Consider the following 15,761-nt stretch of genomic DNA (forward strand, 5'->3'; position numbering starts at 1 on the left):
AGGGGTCTCCAGATGTTATGAAAAAAAGAAAGATTCTGTTTCAATTTATGACAAGGAATTTACAGAATTCTTAACTGTGGCACGAGGCTAATCTGGGACTTGCATGATCTAAAACAAATAATAATTTAATAATTAAATCCGACAGATTCTCTTGTTTCAATTTCGTTTTGTAGGTGTTATGTGCTGGTTTTTTGGGTTTTAATGGAAAGAAAATATAAGCAGATTGGTGAATGAAATGCAGATGAAATAATTAAAAGTAATCGAAAAGCATTATTCGAGTTAGATCACATTTGTAACGGCTAAAATAAACAAAAAGCCCCGACTAAGCGGGGCTTATTCAGCAACTTAATGCATTATGCGTAACGACGGATCATCAAGTTCCAACTACGTTGTTGACGCTCAAACTCAGTTTTAAGTTGTTGATACTTCAATTTCGATACAGAGCACTCGTATTTCTTCACTACGTTCGCAGTTTTCTCACCGAGCAACTCTTTGCGTGCTTCGTAGTATTCCTGCATGTGGTGAACCAATGCATCAAACTCTTGCTGAAGTTGATCGAGAACAGTTTGCGCATTGGGTTTGGACTCCAGTTTCTCTTTCGCTTTCTTCAACAACTGGGTTGCTCGCGCTTTTTCAATTCGGAAAGTTGATGTAGTGCGAAGCTTGGACGTCAGCCCCAACCAAGAACAAGACTTGATCAGCCATTTAGTTGGATCGTAGTGCCACCAATAAACACCATTGCGGTAGTCATTTTCAAAGATGTGGTGAAAATTGTGGTAACCCTCGCCAAAGGTAAAGAAGGCTAAGACACCGTTATCGCGGGCCGTATTTTTGTCCGTAAAAGTTTGCTTGCCCCAAACATGCGCCAAAGAGTTAATAAAGAAGGTTGTGTGATGGCTCAAGAACAGGCGAGCTGCGCCAACAACCAGCAGCATTCCCCAAACATCCCCATAGATAAGACCCAAAGCTACAGGGAAACCGATATTAGTCAGCAAAGCTAACGGCACGTAGTACTTGTGTTGCCACATCACAATGCTATCGCGTTTTAGATCGCGGCAATTGGTGTACTCATTTTCTTTAGACTTATTGTAGTCGCGCAACATCCAGCCAATATGTGAATACCAAAAGCCACGTTTGGCGGAGTAGGGATCTTTGTCATTGTTATCGACATGTTTGTGATGCACTCGGTGATCAGAAGACCAGTGTAATGCACTGTTTTGGAGAGAAAAAGCGCCGCCAATCGCGAAAATTGCACGTAATACAGGATGAGCTTCGTAAGTTTTATGGCTCCAAAGGCGATGATATCCCGCAGTAATCGACAGGTTAGTGAAACTGAATGCAAGTATACCCCAAATCAAGTGCTCCCAGCCCAGTCCATAATGATATGCGTACCAAGGCATTACAATAAACGTTAGAACAAAACTGGCTGAAAAAATCAATATATTCAACCAGATAAATGGTGGTTTGTTTTGATTCACTGAGGTATTCCTAACTTTGAGCTAACAACTGTTCGCTAGAATATCAGCGAACACGTGTAAGTCAAATTAAAGTTAGATAAATGTGACTATTCTTGTTGAGCTGAGCCGGAATTCTAACTGGGATATTTTGCTTTTAATTTAATAATGAGTAGTATTAAAAAATGAGCTATGGCTTGAGGTGTATGAAATCTGCCAAGTAATTGGCTTTATAAAGGTGGAATATGCCAAGGCTCTGTGGAAAAGCAAAAATGTAAGAAAATAGGAATACGTAATGGAATTACGATTAGCGGAATATAAGGACTATGAGCGCATTGCTCAATTGCATGCGGACAGTTGGAAACGTCACTACCGAGGCATTTTAACGAACACTTACTTGGACAGCGAAGCAATCGACGACAAATTGTTGATTTGGCAAACTCGCTTAACCAATCCTCCATTTAACCAACATATCGTTCTTGCAGAAGAGGGGGGCTTGTTACTCGGCTTTGTCTGTGTCTTCGGCAATCATGACTTTGAGCGCGGTACATTCATTGACGCTCTGCATGTTGATGATAGCTATCGTGGTCGTGGTATCGGCAAACAACTCTTGCTTGCCGTTGCAGAGTGGCAACAGCAATACTTCAAAGATTCAGGATTGTATCTAGAAGTTGTCTCGCAAAACACACCAGCGATTTCGTTCTATCAACATATTGGTGGACAAGAATGCCAAGAGCGTACGTGGCGTGCTCCGGGCGGAACAGAAGTAATGGAGAAAGTGTTCCGTTGGTCTAACGCGCAAGCGCTGGTAAGTGGCATTGAGGAAAACGTCATCTATTCATAACGCTTTCTAAGCGAAAGAACGGAGACGATAAGAGCAGCACTGACGCTGCTCTTTTTTGTTTGCGGGATAGTTAACAATCTGGCGAGTCAAAAAGACAGGCCCATTTCCTTTAACTCACTTTCACATTGGCTCGCGTTTTCAAACTGAATAGCAGCCATGCCCACCTGTTTGGCCCCTTCGACGTTGTAAGGCATGTCATCCAGAAAAACGGTTTCTGATGGGTTTAAGTCGTAGCGGGAGAGAAGCGCTTGATAAATTTCCGGTTGAGGTTTTAAAAGTTCGACTTCGGCAGAAACAATCGCGCCATCAAAAAGTGGCCAAAAATTGTACGTTGATTTTAAGTGTTCGACAATTTCTACAACATTATCAGTTAGTGCGTAGACACCGTAACCCGCTTGCTTCACCTTTTGTAAAAGCTCAACACTGCCGAACAGTTGAATCTGAGTCTGTTTTACGTAGTAGAAGAAACAGCAACATTCTTCAGCCGTTAAGTCGAGTTCTTGTTGATAACGGTGTATTGCTTCTTCTTCGCCGATCAAACCTTTGTTGAGGTCTAGCCAAATCTTGTTTGAGAACAGTCTTTTCGCCATTTGTTCTGCATCTACGGAATGACCAAATGTTAAGCGTACAATCTCTGGTGGTGACCAACGAACCAGTACGTTGCCGACATCGAAAACAACATTTTTAATTTGAGAGCTTTCCATAGAACACCTTTGATTTGTGAGTTGGGCAGAGTAATCAAACGAAGATGAGTGAGAACAACATTCGCGTTGCCCTCGCATAAGTTGATTCTACTTGAATCACAATAAAATAATATGCAATTGAACTCGTTACCAAAAAATTCGTGAAATCAAGCTGAACTTAGATAAAAGACTGAATTTAAAGACAAGCATCGCGAATAAATTGACGGATTTCGCGCTGCTTATATTTGGCAAGTAATATATAATTACAAAACAACGTGATTATAAAAAAGATAGCAAGTCACAACTTTGAACGTCAGGCGGAGTAGACAAATTAGATAGTATGGATTCGATACGTAAGGTATATGAGTACGCAGAGCCCAATTTAACATTAGTTGGTTGGATGGGATTTATTGGCTTCCCGCTCTACTACTTCGTTTGGGACTTCATGTTCCCGCAATCCTATGAAAACTTGCCGCTACGTTTGTTCTGTTCCGCACTGTTTTTTGGCATCATTTTTCGTAACCGTTTGTCGTCATCATGGCGAAAGTTCGTGCACGTCTATTATCAAATAACGATTACGACCTGTTTACCTTTCTTCTTTTTTTATATGTTGCTCATGAATGATTGGTCCAATGTTTGGGTGATGTCATTCATGTCGGCTATTTTCCTGCATATTTTGTTGGTTCATGTCACAAGGGTCATGTTTGCTCAGACGTTCGCTGGTATTGGTCTAGCGACGTTTTTTGCGTGGATCGCGAAAGGCTTTCATCTCGATATCACAATGGATTGGACGCATGTGCCGATATTTTTGTTTATTTATGTGTTTGGCAACATGTTCTATTTCCGAAATCAGGTCGAGCATGAAGCAAAAGTATCGCTCGCTAAGTCGTTTGGCGCTGGTATTGCTCATGAAATGCGTAATCCACTCAGTGGCTTATGTACGTCGATAGATGTTATTCAGTCTGTCTTGCCTAACAAAAAGGCGATAGGTGAAAAAGATCAGTATGTGATGAGTGGTGAAGACGTAACCTTGCTCCGTGAAGTGAGCGAAGATGCGATGAACATTATTCATTCAGGCAACGAGACAATCGATTTATTGCTCACATCGATTGATGAAAACCGTGTATCTCGCTCTTCCTTCAAAAGATATTCTGCTCAATCGGTGGTTGAAAAAGCCATTGAGAGTTTCAGTTATAAACGTTCGACAGACAGGTTCGCGATCTCATTCGATGCAAGAAGTGAGTTTGACTTTTTGGGTAGCGATACATTGTTAAAGTACGTCATGTATAACTTGTTTAAGAACGCATTTCATCATCGCAGTTCAGACGAGTTTCATATTCATGTGAGTATGCAAAGTAATGACACGGCCAACCAAATTGTAGTGACGGACAACGGCTCAGGTATCGCGCCAGATGTGATTCGACATATCTTTCAGGACTTCTATACCACAGGTAAATCGGGCAGTTATGGCCTTGGACTACCTTTCTGCAAGAAAGTCATGCGTTCGTTTGGCGGTAATATTAAGTGCATTTCCCAGCCGGGAGAGTGGTCACAGTTTACGTTGACTTTTCCGCCTATCACATCAGATACGGTAACGGAAATTAAAGATGAGCTGACCAAAATGAAATCGATTTTATTGGTCAGTAATCAAGACATTATCGTGCAAAAAATGGCTGATATTAGTCGCTTCATGGGATTTGATGTCACCGTTTTAGATGTAAAAAGCGTCTTTAAAAAGAAAGAATACGAGTTTGAATTTGACCTGATATTCGTCGATGTGGAAAGCCTTGATGTTTTAGAAAACCAATTAGACAGAATCGAATCGTTACTTTCATTTACTGAAGCGCGTGTGGTGTATCTTTTTGAGCACAAACCTGCACAACGAGCTAAAAAAGCTGGCCATGACCCGATTTGGGTAGAGACTCAAGCGTGGCTGCTAAATACCAAAGCTACGATTGAACGTTTGCTTTACGATTCCACTTATATCTCGTCAACCTTGCCATCTGCGCCTTTAGATAAATCCATCAAGCGAACCATCATGGTTGTGGATGATAACGAGTCTCTGCGTAAGTTTACGGCGATGTTACTAGAGAAGCAGGGATTTGAAGTGGTACAAAAGGAAGATGGTCAGCAAGCATTGGACACTCTTGAAAAAGAAAATATCGATCTGATTTTAATGGATATTGAGATGCCAATCATGGACGGAGTAGAAGCGTCGCGACGTATCCGTAACTCAGAAAAGCCGTATGCATCGGTGCCGATTATTGCGCATACGGGAGACAGTTCTCCTGTAACGCTAGATAAAATAGGCTCATCCGGCATGTCCGACTTTATCGTTAAACCCGCTGATAAGAATCGCCTTTTCGATAAAATTGCTAACTGGATTTAAAACAGAGCTCAGGATTGAACTGAGCTCTGACCTTTCACTGGAGCCAAGCGTAGGCTCAGCGTCCACTACGAATCAATTTACACAAACTCTAAGTCGGGATGGTCAAATGCCTCCTGACAAGCCGATAAGACGTGATCCACTTGTTGAGCTGTCATGTCGGCATTGACAGAAAATCGAATGATGTTCTTGTTTCTGCCCGTGGCAGGTCGGCAAAACACCGCACCGAAAACGCCTCTTTCTTCAAGAAAGTCTCGTACTCGTTCAGTGTTTCTCTCACTTCCACATTCAAGAGCAATAATCTGCGATTCGCTGCGAATGTTAAACCCAATACGTTTTAATCCGATCGCGAGTTCTTTGGCTCGCTTGAACAAACATTCACGTTTGTCGTCAGCCGCTTTAATTACCTCAAGTGTTTTTTCTAGACGCACGACTTCTTGCGGCAAAACCGTTGAGCTAAAAATCGCAGGATAGGCCACGAAGGGCAGCGATTGTGCTAGCTTGTTCGGGCCTAATATCGCACCAGCGCGGTAGGCGAACGTTTTAGCCAAACTTACGGTAACGAAATCCACCATCTGTGTTAGTCCCAGTTCTTGTAATAATCCAGAACCCTTTGGTCCGTGCGTGCCGAATGAATGGGATTCATCTACCACTAAGCCACAATCGAACTCCTTCGCCATTTCGTAGATGGCACGTAACGGGGCGATTGTGCCAATCGTGCTATACACCGAATCGACAACGATGATTCCCGCACCGTGGCGTTGGATCTGCTTGCGCAGATGATTCATGTTGTTATGCATGAAAGGATGAATCTGCGCTCCAGCGGTGCGTGCTCCTTCCCACAACGACATATGAGCGAAAAAGTCGATGTATACGGGAACGTTTGGCGCGCAGATGGTTTGCAGTAAACCAATATTGGCTGCCCATCCTGATTGTGACAACAAACAACTTTCCATGCCGACAAACGTCGCCAGCTGGTGCTCAAAGGCGGGTTTTGATTGGTCATCTTGTAAGAAGATTGCCGACATCACGACATTGTCATCTCGTTCAGAAATTGCATCTCGATGCGCTTTCTGAATGAGCTCATTGTGAGAGAGCGAAAGGTAATCATTGCTTTGCATTACCACGGCATTTTCGGACGGTCGTTTGCCAAGAACGAGGTGTTTTTGATTTTCGTTAGATTTAATTAAATCTTGAATATGGAAATTAAGGCGTTCCTCGATAAAAGAGGGCAGTGGTTTAGTTTCGTTTTTAGTACACATAATAAATCTCTTTGTGATTTGGAAAAACGCCAGCGCTGACCTTATTTATATTGAAGATTTTGGGGAGAGTGTCACTAATCAAGTTGCATAACTTTGCTAGCGCTTGCAAACTCGATATTTAAGGGTTGGATGGTGGCTGTAACTCCTTAGGCTACGGGGGTCTAAACTAGTTTGTGTTCAATAAATAAACATGGTTTTTTGTGCTTGTACGCCGTAAAAGATGTAGTACAAAGTTCCACGTAAATACGACAAAAAGTGGTTACGTTGATGAGGCGGGGTTATCTAGTTGGGTGTAAAAGTGGCGGACAAAAAAGGCGCGAAAATCGCGCCTAGGAATAGAGTGAGAAAAAGAGCTTAGCGTTTGTTACGTAAGTAACGTTTACGACGTTCTTCCTTACGTTTCGCTTTCTCTTCTTCTTTGCGAGCCGTTTCTATTTCGACTTCGATCAGTTCTTGAGTAATCATCTCAGGAAGCTCAAGAGTGATTTGTCCTAGTGTACCTTGTCGAAGCTCGTGAAGTAGAATTTCAGATACTTTATGAAGATCCACTCGGCCACCTGCTCGTAGCGCACCGCGACGACGGCCAATTTCTTCCATGATCTCAATGTCAGACTCTGGCAGCTCTTCGATTTGGTAACGTTCTTTTAGACGTTCTGGGTAATGCGCTGCTAGATACTCAACAGTGTAAAACGCAACTTCGTCATACTCCATTGCCGTATCTTTTACGGCACCCGTTGCCGCTAAACGGAAACCACTATGTGGGTTTTCCACTTTTGGCCAAAGAATCCCAGGTGTGTCAGACAGAACAATGCCGTTTTGTAAATTAATGCGTTGTTGGCGACGCGTTACCGCTGGTTGGTTACCCGTTACTGCGATAGTGCGACCAGCCAGTGTGTTGATGATGGTTGATTTACCCACGTTCGGGATGCCCATGATCATGGTACGAATGTTTTTACCAACTTCTTCACGGTGTGGTGCAAGCTTACGACAAAGCTCCATAATTTTATGTACTTCTTGAGGCTCAGAAGTCGTAATTGCCATTGCTTTTACGTTTTGTTCTTTCTCAAGATGGTCAATCCACAGTTGCGTCAGCTCTGGATCAGCCAAATCGCGCTTGTTTAGCACTTTTACAACAGGCTTTTCACCGCGGATTTTTGAAATCATAGGATTTTCGCTACTGAAAGGAATACGAGCATCCAGTACTTCGATGATCACATCCACTTGCGGGATGGCTTCTTCGATCTCTTTACGCGCTTTGTGCATGTGGCCAGGAAACCACTGGATTGAGTTGTTAACCATTTGAAAATATGCCTTTAAATTTATGGTTAAGCTGTGGAAGGTATGAGGTGGGGTATCAAAGGTACGATATCGGTCACCTGAAACTACGACAGCATAGATGTGAGGATCTTAACACTTTATCTTGTAGCGGAAAACGTTCAGGAACCCTTATCATTTAGAAACAGAGTTTCAACGTGTTCCTCTCACCATCTAGGACCAATATCAAAGGCATTCAGTTGCGACATAATGGCCTTAAATAAGGAATACAAAAATGAACAACAGTGGAACTGTTCAAATTGCTTTGCTTTATTTAACCTGCATAGGAGAGTTTGATTGAGTCGGCAACGCGCGGTTTTGAATCGAGAGAGTTTATTGGGGACGGTCTAAAGTAATAGTAACCTTGAGTTAATGAGTGGCTTGTCTTTAACATCTTATGATGTTCGATGTACTCAGCACCCTCGAAGATCAATCCGTGTAAGCAGAAAGGGGCTAAGAAGTACTCTAGTGCTTGTATAGACTCTTGGTCGGCGTGTTTTAGAAAGCTTTTGTCAATCTTGATACGATCCCAAAGTATTTTGCCAAGTGACATGTTAGCCAGCTTGTTGTTACGGTGATAGTCATCCAGCCAAATCTCGATATTGTTCGCTTGTAACACTGACAAGTTTTCGCGTATTTCTTTTGATTCGGTATAACAATCAAGCTCGCTTATCTCAAGAGCAAACTTAGCACCATTGAAGCTTAAAAGCTCACGGACAAAATCTTCGTCAGCTAAACAAGAGAGTTTAATATTAAAAGAGTGTAGTTGGTGAGGGTATTTTTCAAGAGAAAATCGAATTTGTTGTAAAGCGAGAGTTTGAATAAACGTGTTGTCTATAATGGAAAAGAATACGTCGTTGTTTATGTTGCTTTTATCAAAAGTGCTTATCTTAGACAAAGTTTCGTAATATTGAATTTCTTGGCTTCTAGGACAGAGGATAGGTTGTACTAACGTTTTTATATCAAAGTCAGTCAATTTGAAACTAGGTAGGTAAGGCATATTCCTTTTCATATTATCCACTTTATCCGTTTACTATTACTATGTTTGACTCACACTTAAATATCGTTTCATATTCTATATCTAAAGTTATTACGTCAGGAAATTAAGAATTATAATACCTCTATAAATAATATTTAATGTTCATTAAGCACCATCGAGAAAACAGGTGCCTAATGAACGACGATAGAAATTTATTTCGCAACAACAGACAGTTCTACGTCGAATTCTTCACGACCACTGATGCTGAAATAGTATTGTCCCATTTTGATCGACCCGTCTTCATTTTTTGGGATTGAAATCGTTTCGTTACTACCATGGGTGTAGTTCGACCATTCGTACTCGAAGTAGTGGCATACTTTGTCGTAACAAGCGTATAGATCGGCATCACCAGTGCCGGAGATAGACACTTCTAGTTGATTATAACTTTCTGAAACATCGACAAAGAAGAGCGTTTCAGAGAACTTTTTACCACTTACTTGAATGCTGGTATTGAGTTCGATTTTCTTAGGCTTCTCTTTCGGTTTTGGCTGAGAAATATCCGAATCGTCAATGTCTTTCGTCACCTCATCCAGCCACGAATGAAACTCGGTATTGTAAGCAGGCCCTAATCGTTCAAGCAGTTTCACCCACTCTTTGTATTGGCCGGTACGCGAGTAACCTAACAGTTCAGTAACGTCTTCAGGGTGTTTCTCTATCATGAAGCGCACAGCTAAGTAGCCCCAGCGGTACACACGGTTTAAACCGTCGCTGTAGTTCGTACTGAACACGTCTGCCAATGTGTGCGTCTTTTCTTTGCCAAGTACTAGAGCAGCATTGTAGCCCTCTTTGTAATACATGTATTCAGCAAAACCTTCCAACCACCACACGATACTGCCTTCGCGCATTGTGTCGTGGAAGTCACCGTATTGGTTGAATCGACCATCTAAATAATGCACATATTCGTGCTCTAAGTTTAGAATCGAAAAGTCGTCGTCCCATCCGTTTTGATAAGCGACGAATCGAGGTACATTTCCTTGTTTTGATGGGTCTCGCTCAAGGAACTGTCCGCCGTTGTTGGTTGTGTTATCAAAAAGGAAGCTGGAGTAGGTTGAGTAGTCACTTTTGGTTTTAAAAACAATAACATCGACACTATCGCTATGATCATCAGCGACAGGCTGATATCCGGTATTAACAGTTTGGTGGAAGTCATCTTCTTTGAGGTTTAATGTTTCGCAGCTTGTTATTGCTTGAGCTTCTGTCATCTCTTGAGCAAGAATTCTCGCGGGTCCGCGACAATCATAACTGAATGTCATTATTCGCTGCTTTAATACAGATTTTGAGTTACTTAGCCCTAGCTGCTCAAGATAATCTGATGCATAAGCGTCAACCATTTCGGCGATGCCAACCCAAATTCTGTCTGACTTACCGCCTAGCGGGTAGCGCTTTAACAAAGAATCTAAAGTGTCGACAACGACTTTTTTGGTCTCTGCATCTTCAGTTTTTACCAGCCTAGCGAGCTCTCGCGCGGCATTGCCAAGTAGTTGTTCAGAATCCGTGCCTATCGCCCATTCGTTGTTGGTAATAAAACCACTCAAACGATGGATATAACTTGAGTCAGATTCAATCACATCGTAAAACGCTTTGGTTTGTGAGTGTCCAGCCATAGCGACAAAGATATTGTTGATGGCTTTACGGTAGTAATAGCTGTCGCTTTTATCCGCTGAAAAGCTATCAAGAATAGCGAAAACATCGGGTGCGGCGATGGCGAGTTGACGAATACTATCAACAACAATCAACATGGATGCGAGCGCTTCTTGCTGTTCGCGACCGTCAGTTAGAGCGTATGGCGAGCGCAAAAATTGTTGAATGGTATTGGCAATATTTACGCTTAATTCGGATGGGAAAGGTTGTAACTTTTTGGCAAAGGTATCGTGTCGGTTTTTGTAAGCTGCCTTAATGAACTCACCTAAATAGTATATTTGCTGAGCTTGCTCTTTTGTTCCTTTATAAGCTTCAATTGCCTTTTTTAATCCGCCAGTAATTCGACTCACGCTCATGGTACTGAAGACGACGTCTGCTTGAGCTAACGATGGAGAAAACCACGTTCTCATGCACTCGTAGTCACTGTTTGCGACTCTTGATTCGATATTGACTCGGTCAACCGTAAAATCTTCAACAGTACATTTTCCTTTGTGTGGGAAAAGCTCGGTATCGTCATCTACCACGGTGTCATCGTCAGTGGTATCGTCGTCTTTCGTGGAATCATCATCGACGGTACTGTCATCATCTGTATCTGTATCTGTATCTTTATCGTCATCCACAGTTGAATCTACGTCAGCGTTGTCATCGTTTTTGTCGCCAGAATCTACGCCAGCGACAGGAACAGTCTTGACTCCACCGGAAGAATCATCACCACCACATCCAGTTAAAACACCAAGCATGGATAATAGAAGACATGCAGTTTTAATATTTTTCATAGAATTAGTATTGTATTTGAAATGGGCGTCAAATATATATTTTTACTGATGCATAGTTAAATAATAGAATTTAATGGCTAGATAAAAATGTATTATGCTCAACACGCCTATTTTTATGTGATATTGAACAAATAACTATTATTTATAAATTCAGTAGAAATGTTAATTGGGACGGAAAACTTGATTTTGATATACATAACGCTTGGTTTTTATTTTAGTCGACGGGTATATGAAAAAAATATATTTTCCAATCATCAGCACTTTGATGGTTTCCTTTGCTCATGCCAATACGCTGCCTGCGCCAACTTGGCATCAATTTCAGTTAAATGATGGTTCAAAGAAAGAATTAAAACTTTATGGCGATCAAGAATCTTTCTGGTATCAAGATAGAGAAGGCATTATTTATGTCTACGATGAAGAGACAGGGTGGTTTTATGGTAATCATGAAATTGTTGATGGGCGTTTTGTCGTCACTTCTCTTGGGGTTGAAGCCAAATTAGAAATGCCACAAGCAGTGAGAGAGTTGTTAAAAGAGCGCGTCACCCCGACGTCTTCTTTATTGCCTTTTGAGCACGTTTATCCAATGAATGAGCCATATCTTGAGCAAACTCCCATTCGAGCACTAAACGCAACAAATGAGCCCACGCACCAACCTTTGCTCGTTGTTCAGGTGAGCTTTAACAACCAAGACTTTGTGAATGACTTCACCAATGTGATTTTTGGTGATAATCAGCAAAGTGTAAAAGACTACTTCAGTAAGAATAGTTACGGACGTTACATTGTAGAGCCTGCGAAAGAAACGGAAGGTACGGCGAACGATGGTGTCATCAACCTTACGTTGGATATCGCTCACCCGAACTGCCACTCAAAAAATGATGCGACTTGTGACAGTAAGTTAAATGAGGCTTTTAAAGCCGCTTACGACAAGTTAGACCGTTATGTGGATTTGTCTACTTACGATTTGAATAACGACGATAAAATCACACCTGACGAATTGTCTGTGATGTTTGTATTTGCGGGGTATGACAAATCTGCCGGTTCGGTAAATACGCCGTACATTTGGCCTCATCGTTATAGTCATAATGCGATTGAGATCGATGGAAAGACCATCCGAGATTACTGCTTGTTTGCTGACTTCCAAGGAGACCATCAATCTACGATGGGCGTGATTGCCCATGAGCTTGGACACTTGATGCTTGGTCTACCTGATTTGTACTCCTACAAACATTCCGGTTCTGTTGGCCAATGGGGATTAATGGGTGGCGGAAGCTGGGCAAGTAAACAAGGTGATACGTATGCAGGGGAAACGCCGGTCAATATGTTGGCATGGAGTAAGGAAGCTGCTGGTTTCATCAAGCCGAAAGTGATTGAAGCGTCGGGTTCTAGCACAATCGAGACTCGTCAAGGCGAGGGTGTGGTGTATCTCGATCCGTACTTGAAACAGCAAGGTCCAAGAGCTTACTTCGAAAACAGAAGAAAAACGGAATACGACCGTGCGTTGTCAGGTGAAGGTCTTTTGATCACGGCCGTAAGTATCGACAACCGTTTCAATGACACAGGGCCAATGCAAGTTCAGGTATTCCAAGCGGACGGTCTGGATGAACTACAAACTCGTGGCTGGTCAGATCAAGGTGATGTGTTCCCGGGTTCAAGCAATGTGGTAACTATTTCGGACGATACAACTCCTTCTTTGAAACTCATCACCGGTGGCCGGGAAACCAATATCTCGATTAATGATATCGCCAGTACAGATCAAAGCGGCACGTTACGAGCGTCTATTCCTTCATCGACGAATAAATCGGCTTGGATAACGTCACTTTCAAGAACGTACGTGTATGAAGACAGCCGCAACAATACGATAGGGTTTGGGTTAGAAAACGACGACGGTTACCAATCTTTGGTTGGTTTCTACTTATTTGCTAAGCCAATCCTACCAAACTCCGAGATGCGTTATCGCATGTTTAAATATGACCTGACTACAAACCGTTGGGGGAATGCGTCTATTAACGTTGACACTCAAGTTGAAGTGTCATCGGGGTTGATTCCTACGTTTGGTGGTCGAGTTATGTTTGCATCGCCATTTGATATCGATGAAGGTGAGCAGTTGTTGGTCATTGAGCTAGAAAACGCTAAGCCAGAATACAGCTATTCATTCTTGGACGCTTATTTGTCTAACGGAGAGAAAAAGAAGCAGTTCTATGGAAATGCCAGTTCGTACAAGACGAGCGGATTAAGCGAAGGGCGTGGCCGTAACTATCCTTTTGCTGCTTTGTTAGAAAAACCTCAGGCGAAACCTAGTATTACGGTTGAAACGGATTCCGTCACCGTATTAAGCGGTGAAAGTATTACGATTGATGTACTGGCGAATGACCACTCATCGGATGCGAATAGCACATTGAAGCTAGATAAGATCACATCAAAGCCTTCGATTGGTAGCGCTGAAATCTCAGGACAAAAAATCCACTATTCTGTTCCTGTTTCGGACATTCCAGAACAACGAGCAGTAATGAAGTATCAAGTGTCTGACGATTTTGGGACGACAGCAGAAGGTGAGGTGGTCATCACGATCAATTCTCCAGTAATCACCGCGAATAGTCTTCAATACAAAGCGCTAGAAGATACGCCACTGGAACTTAACTTACGTCAGCAACAAGGACTAGAGAAAGGGGACACCATCGTCATTAAAAAGCCGCCGATGCACGGCAAGATTGATGGGAATACCTACCAAAGCAAGGAAAACTACTTTGGGAATGACCAGTTTGAGTTTTCTATTATGAAAGAAAACGGACGTGAATCTAATACAGCTATGGCTGTAATTACAGTCGAAGCGGTTAATGATGAGCCGATCTTTGCTGTTGAAGCGAGCCGTAAAGAAGGCCTAACAAACGAAAAAGTCACACTATCTGTACTTGGCTTAAAAGACGTTGATTCAACGGATCACTCATTCAAATGGCGTCAAGTTTCTGGGACTAAAGCTCAGTTTGCCACCACGGACACGGCAAGTGTAGAAGTGACGTTACCAAAAGTGAGTGAGAAAAGTGAAAAGCTGACGTTTGAAGTGGCGGTAAACGACAACGATGGTGCAATTATTACTAAGAGCGTTGTTATGGTCGTTAAGCAAGAAGTCGTTGTGGAAAATGATCCTGGCAAGGGTGAAGAAGGCGGCTCTATGGGGCTGTGGGTCACTCTGTGTATGATGCTGATTAGCCTGAGAACAAAGGTTAATAATTTGTATAGATTCGTAATAAGAAATGATATTTGGTAGAAAAATATTATAATTCATCGTCTTATATTCGCAGGATGAATGAAGATTGAAGGAAACCAATAAGAAAAACCTCCGTGTCGTAGCGCTTGCTCCGACAGGGAGGTATTTTGCATCAATAATAAGCTCATTAGAGATCTTGGAAACAGCAGCTGAATTTGCAGAGTTCCAAGGTTTCATGACACACGTCGTTACGCCAAACAATCGGCCGTTAATTGGTCGAGGGGGGATCAGCGTTCAACCCACCGCACAATGGCAATCATTTGATTTTACAAACATATTAATCATTGGCTCAATTGGCGATCCTTTAGAATCGTTAGATAATATCGATCCTGCATTGTTCGATTGGATCAGAGAGTTACACCTAAAAGGCAGTAAAATAGTTGCAATTGACACTGGTATTTTTGTCGTCGCGAAAGCCGGTCTTTTGCAGCAAAACAAAGCTGTAATGCATTCTTACTTCGCCCACCTCTTTGGCGAACTGTTCCCTGAGATAATGCTCATGACTGAGCAGAAAGCACTCATTGACGGAAACGTCTATCTTTCGTCTGGACCTTACTCTCACTCAAGTGTGATGCTGGAAATAGTAGAAGAGTATTTTGGAAAGCACACTCGAAACCTTGGTAACCAGTTTTTAAGTACAATAGAGAGCAGTGGAAACTCTCATTCATACTGTGATGTTTTCCGTTACATGCAACACAGAGATGAGCTGATTCTAAAAATCCAAAAATGGATTCTCACCACGGATCTAGACATCGTCTCTATCAGTGATTTAGCGAATGAAGCTTGCTTATCAGAACGGCAGTTAAAACGCCGATTTAAAGAGGCGACATCCATCAGTCCGCTAAAGTTTATTCAGTTAGGGCGTTTATCTTTTGCAAAAGAACTGTTGAGGTCAACAAAGTTGTCAATTGATGAAGTTGCAAGTCGATCTGGTTATGTTGATACACAGTTTTTCAGGCAGATATTCAAACGAGAAAATGATTGTTCTCCGCTTGAATATCGTAAAAGAAACCAAGTTAAAGCTGAATGATAAGCATATCTCATGGCCAGAATCATGATCTATACAACATTATTAATTGAATAGTCGTATTTACATT

Annotated in this window: 10 protein-coding genes; 4 read left to right on the forward strand and 6 right to left on the reverse strand. The window is 42.1% G+C overall.

Features of this window, described 5'->3' with window-relative positions; translation table 11 throughout:
* Positions 1 to 353 precede the first annotated feature (353 nt).
* Positions 354 to 1,478: a fatty acid desaturase gene (locus tag ACF8OV_RS20340; protein WP_025540548.1), complete on the reverse strand. Its 1,125-nt coding sequence runs from the start codon at positions 1,476 to 1,478 to the stop codon at positions 354 to 356.
* 271 nt (positions 1,479 to 1,749) lie between these two features.
* Between ACF8OV_RS20340 and ACF8OV_RS20345 the strand changes: the two genes are divergently transcribed.
* Positions 1,750 to 2,298 (forward strand): GNAT family N-acetyltransferase, encoded by a 549-nt coding sequence (locus ACF8OV_RS20345; RefSeq protein WP_031827588.1) that lies wholly within the window; start codon positions 1,750 to 1,752, stop codon positions 2,296 to 2,298.
* 86 nt (positions 2,299 to 2,384) lie between these two features.
* Here the strand turns inward: ACF8OV_RS20345 and ACF8OV_RS20350 are convergent, their stop codons facing one another.
* On the reverse strand, positions 2,385 to 3,002 hold the full coding sequence (locus tag ACF8OV_RS20350) for an HAD family phosphatase (RefSeq protein WP_047725151.1): 618 nt from the start codon (positions 3,000 to 3,002) through the stop codon (positions 2,385 to 2,387).
* Between the two features lie 319 nt (positions 3,003 to 3,321).
* On the opposite strand from ACF8OV_RS20350, the gene ACF8OV_RS20355 reads away from it, so the two are divergent.
* A complete protein-coding gene (locus ACF8OV_RS20355) occupies positions 3,322 to 5,370 on the forward strand; it encodes a response regulator (protein WP_086482789.1) in 2,049 nt (682 codons plus the stop codon).
* 77 nt (positions 5,371 to 5,447) lie between these two features.
* Here the strand turns inward: ACF8OV_RS20355 and cqsA are convergent, their stop codons facing one another.
* From cqsA to ACF8OV_RS20375, 4 genes are all read right to left on the reverse strand, one after another.
* Positions 5,448 to 6,629 carry an alpha-hydroxyketone-type quorum-sensing autoinducer synthase gene (gene cqsA, locus ACF8OV_RS20360; RefSeq protein ID WP_203503167.1) on the reverse strand — a complete coding sequence of 394 codons (1,182 nt, stop codon included), beginning with the start codon at positions 6,627 to 6,629 and terminating at the stop codon, positions 5,448 to 5,450.
* 354 nt (positions 6,630 to 6,983) lie between these two features.
* A complete protein-coding gene (gene ylqF / locus ACF8OV_RS20365; protein ID WP_005454328.1) occupies positions 6,984 to 7,928 on the reverse strand; it encodes a ribosome biogenesis GTPase YlqF in 945 nt (314 codons plus the stop codon).
* Between the two features lie 289 nt (positions 7,929 to 8,217).
* Positions 8,218 to 8,955, reverse strand: a complete 738-nt coding sequence (locus ACF8OV_RS20370; RefSeq protein WP_025520389.1) for an EAL domain-containing protein — start codon at positions 8,953 to 8,955, stop codon at positions 8,218 to 8,220.
* Positions 8,956 to 9,134: 179 nt separating this feature from the next.
* Positions 9,135 to 11,363, reverse strand: coding sequence for a M9 family metallopeptidase (locus ACF8OV_RS20375; protein ID WP_203503380.1), 2,229 nt, complete (start codon positions 11,361 to 11,363; stop codon positions 9,135 to 9,137).
* Positions 11,364 to 11,628: 265 nt separating this feature from the next.
* Between ACF8OV_RS20375 and ACF8OV_RS20380 the strand changes: the two genes are divergently transcribed.
* Both ACF8OV_RS20380 and ACF8OV_RS20385 read left to right on the forward strand, forming a co-directional pair.
* Positions 11,629 to 14,664 (forward strand): M6 family metalloprotease domain-containing protein, encoded by a 3,036-nt coding sequence (locus ACF8OV_RS20380; RefSeq protein WP_392404391.1) that lies wholly within the window; start codon positions 11,629 to 11,631, stop codon positions 14,662 to 14,664.
* 46 nt (positions 14,665 to 14,710) lie between these two features.
* Positions 14,711 to 15,694 carry a GlxA family transcriptional regulator gene (locus ACF8OV_RS20385; RefSeq protein ID WP_005454316.1) on the forward strand — a complete coding sequence of 328 codons (984 nt, stop codon included), beginning with the start codon at positions 14,711 to 14,713 and terminating at the stop codon, positions 15,692 to 15,694.
* Positions 15,695 to 15,761: the final 67 nt, after the last annotated feature.

The sequence above is a fragment of the Vibrio sp. GLN_1 genome, from assembly GCF_043106015.1.
Classification (GTDB): Bacteria; Pseudomonadota; Gammaproteobacteria; order Enterobacterales; family Vibrionaceae; genus Vibrio; species Vibrio parahaemolyticus.

Excerpts from the sequence above, each read along its gene's own strand:
- ACF8OV_RS20380 (WP_392404391.1), top strand. The coding sequence starts at position 11,629 with ATGAAAAAAATATATTTTCCAATCATCAGCACTTTGATGGTTTCCTTT.
- cqsA (WP_203503167.1), bottom strand. The coding sequence starts at position 6,629 with ATGTGTACTAAAAACGAAACTAAACCACTGCCCTCTTTTATCGAGGAA.
- ACF8OV_RS20370 (WP_025520389.1), bottom strand. The coding sequence starts at position 8,955 with ATGAAAAGGAATATGCCTTACCTACCTAGTTTCAAATTGACTGACTTT.
- ACF8OV_RS20375 (WP_203503380.1), bottom strand. The coding sequence starts at position 11,363 with ATGCTTGGTGTTTTAACTGGATGTGGTGGTGATGATTCTTCCGGTGGA.
- ACF8OV_RS20350 (WP_047725151.1), bottom strand. The coding sequence starts at position 3,002 with ATGGAAAGCTCTCAAATTAAAAATGTTGTTTTCGATGTCGGCAACGTA.
- ACF8OV_RS20355 (WP_086482789.1), top strand. The coding sequence starts at position 3,322 with ATGGATTCGATACGTAAGGTATATGAGTACGCAGAGCCCAATTTAACA.
- ylqF (WP_005454328.1), bottom strand. The coding sequence starts at position 7,928 with ATGGTTAACAACTCAATCCAGTGGTTTCCTGGCCACATGCACAAAGCG.
- ACF8OV_RS20345 (WP_031827588.1), top strand. The coding sequence starts at position 1,750 with ATGGAATTACGATTAGCGGAATATAAGGACTATGAGCGCATTGCTCAA.